The sequence below is a fragment of the Bradyrhizobium sp. genome (assembly GCF_004799405.1).
In the GTDB taxonomy this organism is placed as follows: Bacteria; Pseudomonadota; Alphaproteobacteria; order Rhizobiales; family Xanthobacteraceae; genus Bradyrhizobium.
Genome location: NZ_SSMW01000080.1, coordinates 167,604 through 182,514 on the forward strand (window position 1 = coordinate 167,604; position 14,911 = coordinate 182,514).

19 protein-coding genes are annotated in these 14,911 nt (G+C 62.9%); 14 read left to right on the forward strand and 5 right to left on the reverse strand.

What is annotated here, in order from left to right; genetic code table 11:
* Positions 1-122 precede the first annotated feature (122 nt).
* Positions 123-617, forward strand: a complete 495-nt coding sequence (locus tag E7813_RS12995; RefSeq protein WP_291574476.1) for a PAN domain-containing protein — start codon at positions 123-125, stop codon at positions 615-617.
* Here the strand turns inward: E7813_RS12995 and E7813_RS13000 are convergent.
* From E7813_RS13000 to E7813_RS13015, 4 genes are all read right to left on the reverse strand, one after another.
* Positions 595-1,245, reverse strand: coding sequence for a nucleotidyltransferase family protein (locus tag E7813_RS13000; RefSeq protein ID WP_291574477.1), 651 nt, complete (start codon positions 1,243-1,245; stop codon positions 595-597). The two genes, E7813_RS12995 and E7813_RS13000, sit on opposite strands and share 23 nt — an antisense overlap.
* A complete protein-coding gene (lepB, locus tag E7813_RS13005; protein WP_291574479.1) occupies positions 1,191-1,964 on the reverse strand; it encodes a signal peptidase I in 774 nt (257 codons plus the stop codon). Before lepB ends, E7813_RS13000 begins: the two co-directional genes overlap by 55 nt.
* Positions 1,961-3,388, reverse strand: a complete 1,428-nt coding sequence (gene tldD, locus E7813_RS13010; protein ID WP_291574481.1) for a metalloprotease TldD — start codon at positions 3,386-3,388, stop codon at positions 1,961-1,963. The genes lepB and tldD overlap by 4 nt, the downstream gene beginning before the upstream one ends.
* 236 nt (positions 3,389-3,624) lie before the next feature.
* A complete protein-coding gene (locus E7813_RS13015) occupies positions 3,625-4,158 on the reverse strand; it encodes an invasion associated locus B family protein (protein ID WP_291574483.1) in 534 nt (177 codons plus the stop codon).
* A 505-nt stretch (positions 4,159-4,663) separates the two neighbouring features.
* Here E7813_RS13015 and coxB point away from each other — a divergent pair.
* From coxB to E7813_RS13075, 12 genes are all read left to right on the forward strand, one after another.
* On the forward strand, positions 4,664-5,515 hold the full coding sequence (gene coxB, locus E7813_RS13020; RefSeq protein WP_291574486.1) for a cytochrome c oxidase subunit II: 852 nt from the start codon (positions 4,664-4,666) through the stop codon (positions 5,513-5,515).
* An 80-nt stretch (positions 5,516-5,595) separates the two neighbouring features.
* Complete coding sequence (gene ctaD / locus E7813_RS13025) at positions 5,596-7,221, forward strand: cytochrome c oxidase subunit I (RefSeq protein WP_291574488.1); 1,626 nt, start codon at positions 5,596-5,598, stop codon at positions 7,219-7,221.
* 53 nt (positions 7,222-7,274) lie between these two features.
* Complete coding sequence (locus tag E7813_RS13030) at positions 7,275-8,213, forward strand: heme o synthase (protein ID WP_291574490.1); 939 nt, start codon at positions 7,275-7,277, stop codon at positions 8,211-8,213.
* A gap of 18 nt (positions 8,214-8,231) precedes the next feature.
* A complete protein-coding gene (locus E7813_RS13035) occupies positions 8,232-8,396 on the forward strand; it encodes a CoxF protein (RefSeq protein WP_291574493.1) in 165 nt (54 codons plus the stop codon).
* A gap of 22 nt (positions 8,397-8,418) precedes the next feature.
* The gene (locus E7813_RS13040) at positions 8,419-9,078 is read left to right on the forward strand and encodes a cytochrome c oxidase assembly protein (protein ID WP_291574532.1); all 660 of its coding nucleotides are present in this window, start codon (positions 8,419-8,421) and stop codon (positions 9,076-9,078) included.
* Between the two features lie 76 nt (positions 9,079-9,154).
* Complete coding sequence (locus tag E7813_RS13045; protein ID WP_291574494.1) at positions 9,155-10,012, forward strand: cytochrome c oxidase subunit 3; 858 nt, start codon at positions 9,155-9,157, stop codon at positions 10,010-10,012.
* Positions 10,013-10,211: 199 nt separating this feature from the next.
* Positions 10,212-10,601 (forward strand): DUF983 domain-containing protein, encoded by a 390-nt coding sequence (locus E7813_RS13050; protein ID WP_291574497.1) that lies wholly within the window; start codon positions 10,212-10,214, stop codon positions 10,599-10,601.
* Complete coding sequence (locus tag E7813_RS13055) at positions 10,598-11,362, forward strand: SURF1 family cytochrome oxidase biogenesis protein (RefSeq protein ID WP_291574499.1); 765 nt, start codon at positions 10,598-10,600, stop codon at positions 11,360-11,362. Before E7813_RS13050 ends, E7813_RS13055 begins: the two co-directional genes overlap by 4 nt.
* Positions 11,363-11,637: 275 nt before the next feature.
* Positions 11,638-11,790: a hypothetical protein gene (locus E7813_RS13060; protein ID WP_291574501.1), complete on the forward strand. Its 153-nt coding sequence runs from the start codon at positions 11,638-11,640 to the stop codon at positions 11,788-11,790.
* 48 nt (positions 11,791-11,838) lie between these two features.
* Positions 11,839-12,090, forward strand: coding sequence for a hypothetical protein (locus E7813_RS13065; RefSeq protein WP_291574536.1), 252 nt, complete (start codon positions 11,839-11,841; stop codon positions 12,088-12,090).
* A gap of 98 nt (positions 12,091-12,188) precedes the next feature.
* Entirely contained in the window at positions 12,189-12,848 is a 660-nt protein-coding gene (locus E7813_RS13070) for an ABC transporter permease (protein WP_291574504.1), read from the forward strand.
* Positions 12,845-13,666: a substrate-binding domain-containing protein gene (locus E7813_RS13075; RefSeq protein WP_291574506.1), complete on the forward strand. Its 822-nt coding sequence runs from the start codon at positions 12,845-12,847 to the stop codon at positions 13,664-13,666. Before E7813_RS13070 ends, E7813_RS13075 begins: the two co-directional genes overlap by 4 nt.
* Before the next feature lie 54 nt (positions 13,667-13,720).
* Here the strand turns inward: E7813_RS13075 and E7813_RS13080 are convergent, their stop codons facing one another.
* Positions 13,721-14,350, reverse strand: coding sequence for a cupin domain-containing protein (locus E7813_RS13080; RefSeq protein ID WP_291574508.1), 630 nt, complete (start codon positions 14,348-14,350; stop codon positions 13,721-13,723).
* Positions 14,351-14,538: 188 nt separating this feature from the next.
* Here E7813_RS13080 and E7813_RS13085 point away from each other — a divergent pair, with 188 nt between their 5' ends.
* Positions 14,539-14,877 carry a hypothetical protein gene (locus E7813_RS13085; RefSeq protein WP_291574511.1) on the forward strand — a complete coding sequence of 113 codons (339 nt, stop codon included), beginning with the start codon at positions 14,539-14,541 and terminating at the stop codon, positions 14,875-14,877.
* Positions 14,878-14,911 lie beyond the last annotated feature (34 nt).

Sequence of the window (14,911 nt, forward strand, 5' to 3'; positions counted from 1 at the left end):
AGATGGCGATCAAATGGCAGCCCGCGCGCAGCGGCGCGGCCAATTGTTGAAAGCAATCGCGTATGTGGAGAGGCCGCCTGCTCAGGGCGTGTTTGGTGCTATTCGCTTTTTCGGCGGCCGTTATGGCCACGCAACCGGTGTTGGCGCAGGCCAATTTCGATCGTCCGGGGGGCGATTATCAGAGTTCGCCGGTCGCTTCGGGCGATCCGGCGGATTGCGCATTGGTGTGCGAGCGCGACAAGCGCTGCCGTGCCTGGAGCTTCAACTACCCGACCGACGCCGCTGGCGGCGCGGTGTGCTGGCTGAAGAGCAACGTGCCGCCGCGCACCGAGGACAGCTGCTGTGTTTCCGGCGTGCGCGGCGCCGGCGTGGTCGAACTGCGCAACGGGGCGATCGAGACCTCGATCGACCGGTCCGGCGGCGACTACCGCAGTTTCGAACTGAAAAAAAGCGAGGGCGACGAAGCCTGCAAGGCGGCCTGCACCGGCGACAACAAATGCCGGGCCTGGACCTATGCCCGGCCGGGATATGTCGGGAAAGAAGCGCATTGTTTCCTGAAAAAGGAAATCAAGCCGCCGCGGCGCAAGCCCGGTTTTATCTCGGGCGTGGTGCGCTAGCGGGTATCGCGGTCTCCGCGGGCAGCACCGTGAGTTCCGGCCATAGTTTTTTCCAGCGCGCTGCCTTCGCATTGTAATTGTCAGCCGAAAAATTCGGTCCGGGATTCGGCCGCACGATCATGCCGGCGATATCGTCAAATCCGTTCGGCGCGTAAACATCGTGGCCGTCCAGGGCGGGGCGGATTCCGACCTGGGTATTCTTGGTCAGGAAGCGGTCGATGCCTTGCGTGGAGGAATGCAGCGCAGGGTAGGGCAGTCCATGCTTTTCCGGATACCAGAGATGGACCCGCGCCTGGTTGCGGACCTCGATCCTGGCGCCGGTTTTGGCAAGCCGGCCCTGCAATTGCCGGATCACCGCGTCCTCGGCCTGCCATGAAGTGTCGGAATCGAAATAGAAGATATCGTAATCGCTGATGCCATGATCGACGGCGCGCGTTGTCAGCACATTCCAGGCGGTTTGCACCAGGCATCCGGAGACGATCCAGGCATCCGGTAGCGCCAGGCGGGATAGTTCATCGGCAATCGCTTCATTGACCGGATTGCGAAATGCCGTGGCGAGGAAACCGGAGGCGTTCAACGCACCGCCGTGAAAAACCGCGAGCCGCGGAAACCGGACAGCCAGGTCCATACCGGCCGGCTGCGTATGCCAAGGTCCCATGAGCCGACGACGGCGTCGGCGCGGCCGATCAGATTGTCCGTCGGCAGCAATCCGACCCCGCCTTCACGGAGCGGAACGCGGCTGTCGGCGGAGTTGTCGCGATTGTCGCCCATCACGAACAGCCGGCCCGGCGGCACCGTCACTTCGGGCGTGTTGTCGAGCGGGCCATTGTCGCGCATCTTGTAGATCTCGTGGCTGACGCCGCCCGGCAAGGTCTCGATGTAGCGAGAGGCGGTTTCGCTGCCACCATTGTCGTCTTCGGCTTCGCCGATGCCATCGGGCTTCAGCGACGCGGCACGGTCGTTGATGAAGAGCTGGCCCTGCCGCATCTGGATGCGGTCGCCGGGCAGGCCGACGACGCGCTTGACCCAGGCTTGCGACCGGTCACCGGGCCAGCGGAACACCACGACATCGCCACGCTTCGGCGTTTCGCCGAACACGCGGCCGGTCTCGGGCAGGCTGATCTGGATCGGCAGCGAGGCGGTGCCGTAGCCGTAGGGATATTTCGACGCCAGCAAGGCATCACCGATCAACAGCGTCGGCTCCATCGAGCCCGACGGCACATAGAACGGTTCGGCGAGCGCGCCCTTGGCGATAAAAACCGCCAGCACGACTGCCGCGAACTGAACGAACAGCGCACGCCAGCTGCTGGTCGCCGGGACGGCTGTGGCTTGCTTCTTGATGCTCATGAGCCGGTGCCTCCGACCGTGATGCGTTCCATCCGAAGCGTCGGCTGGCCGACGCCGACCGGCACGCCCTGGCCGTGCTTGCCGCAGGTGCCGATGCCGGTATCGAGCGCGAGATCGTTGCCGATCATGGTGATGCGATGCAGGTCGGTCGGCCCGTTGCCGATCAGCATCGCGCCCTTCAGCGGTGCGCCGATCTTGCCGTTCTCGATTTTATACGCCTCGGTGCACTGGAACACATATTTGCCCGAGGTGATGTCGACCTGGCCGCCGCCGAAATTGGCGGCGTAGACTCCGTTTTTGACCGAAGCAAGAATCTCCGCCGGATCGCGGCTGCCCGCCAGCATGTAGGTGTTGGTCATGCGCGGCATCGGCACATGCGCATAACCCTGGCGGCGGCCGTTGCCGGTCGGCTTCATGTTCATCAATCGCGCATTCTGGCGATCCTGCATGTAGCCGACCAGAATGCCGTCCTCGATCAAGACCGTGCGGCTGGTCGGCGTGCCCTCATCGTCGATGGACAGGGAACCGCGACGCGACGCCATGGTGCCGTCATCGACCACGGTGACGCCCTTGGCCGCGACCTGCTGGCCCATCAAGCCGGCGAACGCCGAGGTCTGCTTTCGGTTGAAATCGCCTTCGAGGCCGTGGCCGACCGCTTCATGCAGCATCACGCCGGGCCAGCCGGCCCCGAGCACCACGTCCATTTCGCCGGCCGGCGCCGGGACCGATTCGAGATTGACCATGGCTTCGCGGATCGCGCCATCGGCGGCCTCGCGCCAGGACTTGGTCTCGATGAAGCGCGCATAGCCTTCGCGGCCGCCATAGCCCTTGCTGCCGCTTTCCTGGCGATCGCCCTGGCCCGCGACCACCGAGATATTGACGCGCACCAGGGGGCGAATATCGCGATAGCTCTCGCCATCGGGCCGCAGGATTTCGACGACTTGCCAGGTCGCCCCCAGGCTCACCGTCACCTGCCGCACCCGCGGATCCTTGTCGCGAACGTAGGCGTCGATTTCGGCCAGCAGCTTTATCTTGGCTTCGAAGCCCGGCGCGTCCAGCGGATTGTCGTCGCCATAGAGCCGCACGTTGGTGTGCGCCGGTGCGCCTGCGAAATTGCCGCTATAGCCGCCGCGAACCGCATGCACCGCGTCCGCGGCGCGGATCAGCGCCGGCAGCGAGACATCGGACGAATGCGCATAGCCGACCGCGTCGTCCTTGACCGCGCGCAGGCCGAAACCTTGCGAGGTGTCATAGGTGGCCTGCTTGAGCCGGCCGTTATCGAACATCAGCGCCTCGGTCTGGCTGTATTCCAGGAACAACTCGCCGTCGTCGGCGCCTTCAAGGCCGCGCGCCACCTGATGGCGCACCGAATCGCGGTCGAGGCTGGCGCGATCGAGCAGGGAAGTTGTGGCGGGATTGGTCATGCAGGCTCCGATGCAATGCAAACGTTCTGGGCGGATGTTCTCGTCGTCCCCGCCAACGCGGGAACCCATGGCCACAGGTCTCGCATTTTAAGAAAGACTCGCGGAAACGTCTTCTTACAATGCGGTAACCTGTGGTTATGGGGCCGACCTCGCGCGAAGTGCGCGCCCGGCCGGGGCAACGATATCAAAAGATAGGCACTGTCGCGGCAAAAAGGGAGAGGACGAAAAGGCGCGCCTCACGGCAACTTGTCATAGCCTTCGCCGAGCCCGTTCAGGCTGAGCGGGAAACCGATGCCCTCTTCGGGGGTCTCGAAGATGATGAAGGTAGCGGTCTTGGCGGTGCGGAGCTGGCCGAGCAGCTTGTCGTCCATCACGACTTCGGCAACGCAGCCGTTGGGCAGGCAGCGCACAAAGCCGGCGCGGCCGACATCGACGTTGTCGAGCTTCAGGCCGAGGCCGGACGGCAGCAGCACGCCGAGCGGCGCCACCACCCGCATCAGCTTACTCTTCTGGTCGGCGGTTTTCAGCACGATCACGGTAAGGCCGGCGTTGGAGCGGTCTTCCGCCACCACGCTCTGGATCAGGGCGCATTGCTCGGCCTGCGCGCCGGGCGGGGTGTCGCAGCGGATCTGCCAGTCGCCATGGACCGAGCGCACCGCGCCCTGGGCGTTGGCGGCCGCCGTCGAGCCCAGCAGCAAGGCGATGGCAAGACAACCCGCCAGCAGGCGGCCTAGGCCGGCGGCAAACGGGTTGTCGCGGCTTGCAGCCACTCTCGCCCGGTGTTTCGAAGGCCCTGTCAGGGTCGATCCTCCAGCATTCGCTTGGATATTCTCGTCAGCGGTTTCTCGGCGATGTCGGTCGAACAGCCGACTGATACGGCAATGACGGCACCTTGAAGGCAATCCTACAGCAATCCCGACACCGGAACGGCCGTTCCATCATGCGAATCAGGCCTCTCGGGCGCGCCCTGTCTGTGCCTACATCGGGCAATCCGCCTGTCAAGCGCCGCAGGGCTGCAAAGCCAGCCCTTTTGCCTGATTTCACGGGAAAATGTCACATCGGCAGATTAGCCGGTAATGCATCGCTGTGCGCCCTACTACTGCATTGCGAGAGGCGGCGAATTATGGTTTGAGAGGCTGGATTTCGATGCGTTCCAGCGATCCGGCCGGGTACTCCCAAAGTACATCCCAAGGCCGCTTGTCGGGGGACGGATCGTGCAAGCATTCCAGCCGTGGGACGGGATGCTTTGGCTTTTATCAAGGGAGCGCGAGCGGCATGAAGATGTCGAAGGGCCTGATGGGCCGGCGGTTGCTGGGATTGGCGGTGGCCGGCGCAGCGCTGGTGACGAGCGGGACGGCATTCGCCGAATTGGGGCAGCCTGCGCCGTGGGAATACAAGCTGCAGGAAGCGGCGACGCCGGTGATGGAGAACATCATCTGGTTCCATAACTTCCTGTTGTGGCTCATCACCGCCATCACGCTGTTCGTTCTGGCCCTGTTGATCATCGTCATGGTGAAGTTCAACGCCAAGACCAACCCGGTACCTTCCAAGACCACCCACAACACCCTGATCGAAGTGGCTTGGACGCTGATTCCGGTGCTGATCCTGGTCACGCTGGTGGTGCCGTCATTCCGCCTGCTGTTTCTTGAGCTCGACGTTCCCAAGGCCGACCTGACCGTCAAGGTGACCGGCAACCAGTGGAACTGGACCTATGCCTATCCCGACGACAAGATCGAATTCACCTCGATCATGCTGAGCGACGAAGAGCGCGCCAAGAAAAGCCCGCAGCCGCCGCGCCTGCTCGGGGTCGACAATGAAATGGTGGTGCCGGTCGACAAGGTGGTGCGGATCCAGACCACCGGCGCCGACGTGATCCACTCCTTCGCGGTGCCGGCGTTCGGCATCAAGATCGACGCGATTCCCGGCCGTCTCAACGAAACCTGGTTCAAGGCCACCAAGGAAGGGACCTATTACGGCCAGTGCTCCGAACTGTGCGGCAAGGACCACGCCTTCATGCCGATCGTGGTGCGGGTCGTGAAGGACCAGGAATACGGCGACTGGAAGAAGAAGCAGGTTGCGGCCAACGCGGGCAATTCGTTCGCCTCGGCGGCCGCAGCGGCGCGTTAAGCCAAGGGCTCAACGCGCAATCGACGGCACAAGGGCGACGGGGCCGCGAGGCCCGCAGGACTGCAAGGCAGGATTTGAACATGGCAACGACCGCAGCGACACCGGCTCACGACGATCACGCGCATGACGATCATGCACACGACCACCCGACCGGCTGGCGGCGTTTCGTCTATTCGACCAACCACAAGGACATCGGCACGATGTACCTGGTGTTCGCCATCATCGCCGGCATCATCGGCGGGGCGATGTCGATCGCGATCCGCGCCGAGCTGATGTATCCCGGCGTCCAGATTTTCCACGAGACCCATACCTACAACGTGTTCGTGACCTCGCACGGCCTGATCATGATCTTCTTCATGGTGATGCCGGCGATGATCGGCGGCTTCGGCAACTGGTTCGTGCCGCTGATGATCGGCGCGCCGGACATGGCGTTCCCGCGCATGAACAATATCTCGTTCTGGCTGCTGCCGGCGTCGTTCGCGCTGCTGCTGATCTCCAGCTTCGTCGAGGGTGAGCCCGGCGCCAACGGCGTCGGCGCGGGCTGGACCCTTTACGCACCGCTGTCGACCTCGGGCCATCCCGGACCGGCGGTCGATTTCGCCATTTTGTCGATCCATCTGGCCGGCGCCTCCTCGATCCTCGGCGCCATCAATTTCATCACCACGATCTTCAACATGCGCGCGCCCGGCATGACGCTGCACAAGATGCCGCTGTTCGTGTGGTCGATCCTGGTCACGGTGTTCCTGCTGCTGCTGGCGCTGCCGGTGCTCGCCGGCGCCATCACCATGCTGCTCACCGACCGCAATTTCGGCACCACCTTCTTCTCGGCCGAAGGCGGCGGCGATCCGGTGCTGTTCCAGCATCTGTTCTGGTTCTTCGGCCACCCCGAAGTTTACATCCTGATCCTGCCGGGCTTCGGCATGGTCAGCCAGATCGTCTCGACCTTCTCGAAGAAGCCGGTGTTCGGCTATCTCGGCATGGCCTATGCGATGGTCGCGATCGGCGGCATCGGCTTCGTGGTGTGGGCGCATCACATGTACACGGTCGGCATGTCGTCGGCGACGCAGGCCTATTTCGTCGCCGCCACCATGGTGATCGCGGTGCCGACCGGCGTGAAGATCTTCTCCTGGATCGCCACCATGTGGGGCGGCTCGATCGAGTTCAAGACGCCGATGCTGTGGGCGATCGGCTTCATCTTCCTGTTCACGCTCGGCGGCGTCACCGGCGTGGTGCTGGCGAACGCCGGCGTCGACCGCGTGCTGCAGGATACCTATTACGTGGTCGCGCATTTCCACTACGTGCTGTCGCTCGGCGCGGTGTTCGCGATCTTCGCCGGCTGGTACTACTGGTTCCCGAAAATGACCGGCTACATGTATTCGGAGACCGTCGGCAAGCTGCACTTCTGGTTCACCTTCATCGGCGTCAACCTGGTGTTCTTCCCGCAGCACTTCCTCGGCCTGTCCGGCATGCCGCGCCGCTACGTCGATTATCCCGACGCCTTCGCCGGCTGGAATCTGGTGTCCTCGATCGGCTCCTACATTTCCGGCTTCGGCGTGCTGATCTTCCTCTACGGCGTGATCGACGCGTTCGTGCGCAAGCAGCAGGCCGCCGACAATCCGTGGGGCGTCGGCGCCACCACGCTGGAATGGACGCTGCCGTCGCCGCCGCCGTTCCATCAGTTCGAAGTGCTGCCGCGCGTGCAGTGATACGGAATGCGCGGCGCCTGGTTGCGCCGCGACACCAGGAAGCGAGACCTGTCTTGTCGGTTGTCGACCACAACGCCATCGAGCTGTCGCCCCGGATTTCCGAGGCCGAGGTTGCCGACTACGTCGCGTTGCTGAAGCCGCGGGTGATGTCGCTGGTGATCTTCACCGCGCTGGTCGGTTTCTTCATCGCGCCGATTCACGTCCATCCGGTGCTGGCGTTCACCTCCATCCTCTGCATCGCGGCCGGCGCGGGTGCCGCGGGCGCGCTCAACATGTGGTACGAAAGCGATATCGACGCATTGATGTCGCGCACCGCCAACCGGCCGATCCCGCGCGGGCGCGTGACCCGGCCGGAAGCCCTGGCGTTCGGCATGACGCTGGCGTTCTTCTCGGTGATGACGCTCGGCATCCTGGTCAACTGGTTCGCCGGCGCGCTGCTCGCATTCACGATCTTCTTCTATGTCGCGGTCTACACCATGGCGCTCAAGCGCTGGACCGCGCAGAACATCGTGATCGGCGGTGCGGCCGGCGCGCTGCCGCCGGTGGTGGCGTGGGTGGCGGCGACCGGTTCGCTGTCGATCGAGCCGATACTGCTGTTCCTGATCATCTTCTTCTGGACCCCGCCGCATTTCTGGGCGCTGGCGCTGTTCCGCGCCGACGATTACGCCCGCGCCGGCGTGCCGATGCTGCCCGTGGTCGCCGGCCCCGACGCGACGCGGCTGCAGATATTGCTTTACACGGTGGTGTTGGTAGCGGTCGCCTTCGCGCCGTGGCCGCTCGGCTATTTCGATGCGGTCTACGGCATCACCTCGCTGGTTCTCGGCGCCGCCATGCTGGCGCTGGCGATCAACGTCTATCGCCATCGCGAGGGCGGTGGCGCATCGCGCGCGACGCGGAAGCTGTTCGCCTTTTCGATCCTTTATCTGTTCGCGCTGTTCGCAACCTTGCTGGCCGAGGTTGTCGTTCATGCCCTGGCACCTTCGGTCTGGTAGGGGGCGCATGGCGAGGCAATGGACGACAAGCGGAAGCCGGATGGAATCGTCCTCACCGAGGCGCAGAAGAAAAGCCGTCGCCAGCGTTCGATCGCCATCGCACTCGCGCTCGGCATCCTGGTCGTGCTGTTCTTCGCGGTCACCATGGTCAAGGGGCCGGCCGTTCTAGTGCGGCCGATGTAACGCGATGGAAAACCAACCGACGATGCCGCAACTGCCGACCGAAAACCGCAAGGATACGCCGCGCCAGCCGGCATCGGGGCGCGGGCTTGTTTCGGGGCGCGGGCTTGGCCGCGATGCGGTGGTGGCTGCGATTTGCGGTTTCGTCGTGGTGTTGATGGTTGGCGCGTCCTATGCCGCCGTGCCGTTCTACAACTGGTTCTGCCGCGCCACCGGCTTCAACGGCACCACGCAGGTCGCGACCGCTGCACCCTCGTCGGCGCCGCTGGCGCGCAAGATCGCGGTGCGCTTCGATTCCAACGTAGCCCCTGGACTGCCGTGGAAATTCGAGCCGGAGCGGACCGAAATCGAGGTCAGGATCGGCGAAGTCGTCACCGTGTTCTATCATGTGACCAACCAGTCGGCGCGGACCACGACCGGGCAGGCCGCCTACAATGTGGCGCCGCTGACGGTCGGCAGCTATTTCGAGAAGATCAACTGCTTCTGCTTCACCGAACAGACCATGGGCCCCGGCGAAAAGCGCGACATGCCCGTGGTGTTCTATGTCGATCCCTCGATCGTCACGGACAGCGACAATGAGGGGCTCAACTCCATCACTTTGTCCTATACCTTCTACCCCCTGCGCGACCCGGCGCCGAAGCCGCTGGCGGCGAGCGAGCCGGATAGACGCAAGGGTAACCTCTGACCGCCGGGATCTTCCCTTAAAGATCCCGGGATTTGATTTTTTGGGATGGCACGGCACCGCTAACGGAGAGACCGCAATGGCTACGGCGCAAGTCAAGCAACACGACTACCACCTCGTCGATCCCAGTCCGTGGCCGATCGTTGGCGCCGTCTCGGCCTTCATCATGGCGGTCGGCGCGATCGGCTGGATGCACCACCTGTTCTCCGCGGCGCCGATCGTTTTCGGCGTCGGCGTCATCGGCGTGCTCTACACCATGGCGAGCTGGTGGGCCGATGTGATCCGCGAAGCCCAGTACAAGGGCGATCACACCCGCGTGGTGCAGATCAGCCACCGTTACGGCATGATCCTGTTCATCGCCTCCGAGGTGATGTTCTTTGTCGCCTGGTTCTGGGCCTTCTTCAACTCGGCGCTGTTTCCGGCCGATCCGGTCCACGCCGCGCGCGAGGCGCTGTTCGGCGGGGTATGGCCGCCCAAGGGCATCGAAACCTTCGACCCCTGGCATCTGCCGCTGTTGAATACGCTGCTGCTGTTGACCTCCGGCACCACAGTGACCTGGGCGCATCACGCGCTGCTGGAAGGCGACCGCAAGGGCCTCAAATACGGCTTGCTGCTGACGATCGCGCTCGGCGTGTCCTTTACCTGCGTGCAGGCCTATGAATACAGCCATGCCGCGTTCAGCTTCGCCGGCAATATCTACGGCGCGACCTTCTTCATGGCGACCGGCTTCCACGGTTTCCATGTGCTGATCGGCTCGATCTTCCTGATCGTCTGCCTGTTCCGCGCCTATGCCGGGCATTTTTCGCCGACCCAGCATCTCGGCTTCGAATTCGCCGCCTGGTACTGGCATTTCGTCGATGTGGTGTGGCTGTTCCTGTTCATCTGCATCTATGTCTGGGGCCACGGCGCCGAGACCATGGCGCACGGCGCGCATTGATACTGGGCTGCGTGCTAACAAGGAGCGGCCGCGGGGCCGTCCCTTTTTTCCCTTCTCCTCGCGTGGGAGAAGGTGACTCGAATGAGCGCAGCGAATTCGAGACCAAGGAGGGGCCGTCTCCGTGGATAGAGACCCCTCATCCGGCCCGGACTTCGTCCGCGCCACCTTCTCCCACAAGGGGAGAAGGGAAGGACATCGCATGCCGGACCAGACGCCACCCACGGTGACCGAAAGCGCGATGCGCGGCCTTGCCTGCAAATGCCCGCGCTGCGGCAAGGGCAAATTGTATGCGGGATTTTTGACGCTGCGGCCGAACTGCACGGCCTGCGGGCTCGATTATGCCTTCATCGACGCCGGCGACGGCCCCGCGATCTTCATCATCATGATTGCCGGCGCCATCGTAGTCGGCTGCGCGCTGGTCGTCGAGATCAAGTACCAGCCGCCATACTGGCTGCATGCCGTGTTGTGGCTGCCGCTGATTCTCGCCACCACGCTGCTGCCGCTGCGCGCGATGAAGTCGCTGTTGATCGCGCTGCAGTTCCATCACAAGGCCGCCGAAGGCCGGTTGATCGGCCGCGAGCCGGAATGACCGGCATATCCGGAAGACGGCCCGGCAGCGTCGCCGGCTTCGGCGTTTTCACGCTGGTGACGGTGGCGCTGTTCACTGGCCTCGGGGTGTGGCAGTTGCAGCGCCGGATCGAAAAGCACGCGCTGATCGCGGCGCTGACCGAACGGCTGGCGGCCGCACCCGAAGCGCTGCCGGCGTCCACGCAATGGGGTGCGCTTGAGCCTGCGCGCGACGAGTTCCGCCGCGTCCGGTTGACGGCGACATATGCAAGGCTGCCCGATGCGATGGTCTACAGCTCCGGCTCCGCCGTGCGCGAGGATATTTCCGGCCCCGGCACCTGGGCCTTCATGCCGGCGAAGCTGCCGACCGGCGAGACCGTCGTGGTCAATGCGGGCTTTGTGCAAAACACCATGCAGGACCGGGGGCAGCAGGATCGCGCCGTGACGCCGCTCCTAACCGGCGAGCCCATGACGTTGACCGGCTACATCCGTTTCCCCGAGAAAGCCGGCTTGCTGACGCCGCCGGAAAATCCCGCCAGCCGGCTGTGGTTCACGCGGGATCACCTGGCGATGGCGCGGACACTCGGTTGGAACGATGTCGCGCCGTTCTATGTCGATCTGGAAACGCCGGTGCCCGCAAGCGGCATCCCCAAGCCGGGTCCGCTTGAGGTCCATCTCAAGGACGATCACCTGCAATATGCCATCACCTGGTTCGGCCTGGCGGGTGCGGTGGTGATCGCGTTCGCGGTGTGGAGCCGCGGGCAGCGGCAGAGCAGGCTGTAGCCCTTCAGCCGTTTGTTTTTGACGGGTCCGGATTTCAGCGCACCACTGGCCTGCGCTGGCCCGGAACTTGCTTTGAGGTCATCGTCCAGGCAGCTTTTTTCTGCCTGGAGGGATTTTCTTCACTCCCTTGGGTCGCCGCACCTTCCGGCAGCGGCGAGCTTTCGATTGGCCGGGACGGTAGGCCGCGTGAGTCCATGACCCGGTCCACATGCGCGCGATGCGGCAACATTTTCGAGAACGGCCTTGCTGTGGAGGCCCATTTTGGAGATTGCAAAATGACTGCTATTGCAAGAGTCCTTTCCCGCGCTTCCGGAATCGAGATTGACGTTGAAACGCTTAAAACCCTCGTGATGTTTTGTGGCGTCGGACTGACGGTGTCCCTGATGCTGGCGTCCTACGGTCTGGATTTGAGTCCAGGTTTTTTCTGATCAAGCAGGAGTTTTTCCGTGAGATCATTCTGGCGATTGACGTTTGTGATGGCATTTGTCCTCGGTGAGCCAAGCTTCGCTCAGAAGCTGGTCGACCCGAATTCTGTCGCTCCTGAATTTCGAGAAGCTGCCGTCAAGCGGCGCGCCGAACAGATCAGGCAAATCGAGTGCGGTCGCAAGGCCGACGCCGCCAAGGTGTTGCCAAGAGACCGGACCGCCTATCTTACGGTATGCTTGGCTGAAGAGGGCCCAAATCCTGCGACGGCCGCCGCAAAGCCAGGCAGCCCGGTTAGCGATTAGGTCGAAGGCTTCCCTCGCAAGCAATCTCCGACTACGGTTCGCAGGGCGCGGCTCCGACAACGGCGGCTCGCACCGGCACCATCACCACCATTAGCGAATTGCACAGCTTCCTTGAGATCGTCGCACTATCGATCGGCGTCAGCCTGGCGGCGACGGCGGCCGCGACGGCAATCAGCCTGCCGATCGGGGCCGCTCTTGCAATTTTTCCTTTCCGCGGACGGCGACTGATTGTCGTTTTGATCAATGCGTTCTTTGGATTGCCGCCCGTCGTTGTCGGCCTCGTGCTCTATCTCGCCCTTTCGCGCTCCGGGCCTTTGGGCTCGCTTGCCCTGCTTTTCACGCCGACCGCCATGGTGATCGCGCAGACGATCCTTGCAATTCCGATCATCACGGCGCTTGTGCATCGCGCCAGCGAGCGGGCTTGGGCGCGCTACGGTGACGAACTAACCAGCGATGGCGCGACGCGATTGCAGGCGGTTCCGCAAATTCTGATGATCATTCGCGCCGACCTCGTAACCGCCGTACTGGCCGGCTTCGGTCGCACCGTCTCGGAAGTTGGCGCGGTGATCCTGGTGGGCGGCAACATTCGCGGCTTGACCAGAACGATGACGACGGCCATTGCACTTCAAACCAGCCAGGGCGACCTGTCGTTGGCATTGGCGCTTGGTGCGGTGCTGGTCGGGATCAGCATTTCCGTAAGCGCAACGGTCTTCGCATTGGCGGGGCGGGCGCGAACGGCGGAGAGCGACGAAGTATGATCAGAAATATCCTGGCGCTGATCGCAATCCTGGCGGCGGCCAATGCAAGTTCTGCCGAACCGCAATCCATCGTTCTGGCCTCGACAACGTCGGTCGAAGCATCGGGACTATTGGCGAACATTCTTCCGCAGTTCACGGCCAGGAGCGGTATTATGGTCAACGTGGTGGCGCAGGGCACGGGCAAGGCAATAGACACCGTGCGGCGGGGCGACGCCGATCTCTTGCTGGTTCACGATCCGGAGGCCGAACAACATTTCATGGATGAAGGCCACGGCTTGACGCGCCGGCAAATCGCATGGAACGACTTTATCATCGTTGGGCCGTCCGCCGATCCGGCTCATGTGAAGGGCGGCAACGACAGTGTCGCGGCGTTGAAGGCGATTGCCGCGTCGCAGGCCCCGTTCGTGTCGCGCGGCGACAACAGCGGTACCAATGCGGCCGAGCTGCGTCTTTGGAAGATCGCCGGTCGGACCCCGGACATGCTCAACAAGGAGAAATGGTATCGCGACATCGGCGGCGGCATGGGTCAGGCGCTCAATGCCGCGAGCGCCATCGACGCCTACACGCTGTCCGATCGCGGCACGTGGCTCAGCTTCAACAACAAGCGATCGTTGATTGTCGCGGTCGAGGGTGACCCGCGCCTTCTCAACCGGTACGACGTCATCGAACTAAGTCCCCAAAAACATGCCGGCGCAAAACTCGCGGCTGCGAAGATGTTCGCAGATTGGCTGGTTTCGCCCGAGGGGCAGCAAGCAATCGGGGCGTATCAGGTCAATAGCCAAAAACTGTTCAACCCGTCCGCGGATTCACCGAAGTAACCGTTTCCAATTCCAGGCCGAACATTATTCCCTTGATTGACGCCACCTGTCCTCTCACTCAAACTTGGCTGGCACCGACGCCGGCCTGGTCGCATCCAGCAGGAACATCACCAGTTGATCCAGATCGGTCGTCCCGCTGTTAGACACTTCCATCGGCATGTCCGGGCCGTGGCCCACCAGTGACTGACCAGCTTCCGTGCGGTTTACCCCGTGCAGTATTCTTTGGCTGACCTGACCAGTAAGCACGTAGAACGACTCGGAACCGGGATGTGAATGTACCGGTGTTTTGGAGCCGGGCGGACCGCCGGCGTGATTGATCCGCAGCAGATATTCCGGCGCCGCGAAAACTGGCACCGGACCAATCTCGGCCACTTTGGTGCCGCCTGGCGTCGTGCCGTCCTTCTGACCGAGCGTGAACAGCCAGACCTTGCCCGATACCGCTGCGGCCAACGACGTCGCACTAGCGGCCGCGGCGCTTTGTGCCTGGTCGAGTGTCGGGAAATTCTCGATCCGCCAATACAGCGGTCCCGGCGGCAGACCATTCAGTTTTTTCTCCGCTACCGGGCTTACAACGAATTGTCCCGGCTCGGCTGCTGCCGGGGACGACAGCAATATCGCCACTGCAAAGAGCGAGACCAACCAAGCGATAAAACACCAAGTGTCTAATCTTCGTGGATTCATCATGTCGTTCCTCGATTATTCTACGGCATCGCGTCGGCGAACCGAAGCGCATTTCTCCGTCCCTCGAGCCACGGCCAAGACTAGCAGTTTGTGAATGCGCGGCGAGTGGGAAGAGCACTCAATCACGCTCGAACGGCCACAGGTTCCGTGTCCGCTTTAGGTCAAACCCGGAAGTCTTGGCGTCTCGAGCGATGTCAGCTTCGGCCCGAACAGTGGATATTGTTCGACGGGACCGTCAAATCCGGCTTTCGTGGCGCGTCGCCAAGTGCAATCCGGAAATGACGCTTGAAGAGAAATTCTCCTGCGGGATCAATCTGATTTTACCCGTCGGGCAAATCAGTAAAACCGGTCAAGCCTCACTCACAAAATATTCTGATTTTCAGAATAACCGAATCAGCCCATATCCACCTTGTCTCGTCCCTCTGGAGGGGCGGCTCGCGATCGTCACGGACGCGGGACGGGATGCGGTGGACGCGGATGGCGCTTTGACGAATGCGCTTGAGGCGGACGGCGAAGTCGTGTGGTCCTGACACCCCGACGCTGGTGTCAAGTCGGCGGAGTTAT

What these genes read in the sequence shown, in the direction of transcription:
- E7813_RS12995 (WP_291574476.1), top strand. Translation starts at nt 123, where the DNA reads ATGGCCACGCAACCGGTGTTGGCGCAGGCCAATTTCGATCGTCCGGGG.
- E7813_RS13085 (WP_291574511.1), top strand. Translation starts at nt 14,539, where the DNA reads ATGTCAGCTTCGGCCCGAACAGTGGATATTGTTCGACGGGACCGTCAA.
- E7813_RS13050 (WP_291574497.1), top strand. Translation starts at nt 10,212, where the DNA reads ATGCCGGACCAGACGCCACCCACGGTGACCGAAAGCGCGATGCGCGGC.
- tldD (WP_291574481.1), bottom strand. Translation starts at nt 3,388, where the DNA reads ATGACCAATCCCGCCACAACTTCCCTGCTCGATCGCGCCAGCCTCGAC.
- E7813_RS13075 (WP_291574506.1), top strand. Translation starts at nt 12,845, where the DNA reads ATGATCAGAAATATCCTGGCGCTGATCGCAATCCTGGCGGCGGCCAAT.
- ctaD (WP_291574488.1), top strand. Translation starts at nt 5,596, where the DNA reads ATGGCAACGACCGCAGCGACACCGGCTCACGACGATCACGCGCATGAC.
- coxB (WP_291574486.1), top strand. Translation starts at nt 4,664, where the DNA reads ATGAAGATGTCGAAGGGCCTGATGGGCCGGCGGTTGCTGGGATTGGCG.
- E7813_RS13080 (WP_291574508.1), bottom strand. Translation starts at nt 14,350, where the DNA reads ATGATGAATCCACGAAGATTAGACACTTGGTGTTTTATCGCTTGGTTG.
- E7813_RS13055 (WP_291574499.1), top strand. Translation starts at nt 10,598, where the DNA reads ATGACCGGCATATCCGGAAGACGGCCCGGCAGCGTCGCCGGCTTCGGC.
- E7813_RS13040 (WP_291574532.1), top strand. Translation starts at nt 8,419, where the DNA reads ATGCCGCAACTGCCGACCGAAAACCGCAAGGATACGCCGCGCCAGCCG.
- E7813_RS13065 (WP_291574536.1), top strand. Translation starts at nt 11,839, where the DNA reads ATGGCATTTGTCCTCGGTGAGCCAAGCTTCGCTCAGAAGCTGGTCGAC.
- E7813_RS13060 (WP_291574501.1), top strand. Translation starts at nt 11,638, where the DNA reads ATGACTGCTATTGCAAGAGTCCTTTCCCGCGCTTCCGGAATCGAGATT.
- E7813_RS13000 (WP_291574477.1), bottom strand. Translation starts at nt 1,245, where the DNA reads ATGGACCTGGCTGTCCGGTTTCCGCGGCTCGCGGTTTTTCACGGCGGT.
- E7813_RS13045 (WP_291574494.1), top strand. Translation starts at nt 9,155, where the DNA reads ATGGCTACGGCGCAAGTCAAGCAACACGACTACCACCTCGTCGATCCC.
- E7813_RS13035 (WP_291574493.1), top strand. Translation starts at nt 8,232, where the DNA reads ATGGACGACAAGCGGAAGCCGGATGGAATCGTCCTCACCGAGGCGCAG.
- lepB (WP_291574479.1), bottom strand. Translation starts at nt 1,964, where the DNA reads ATGAGCATCAAGAAGCAAGCCACAGCCGTCCCGGCGACCAGCAGCTGG.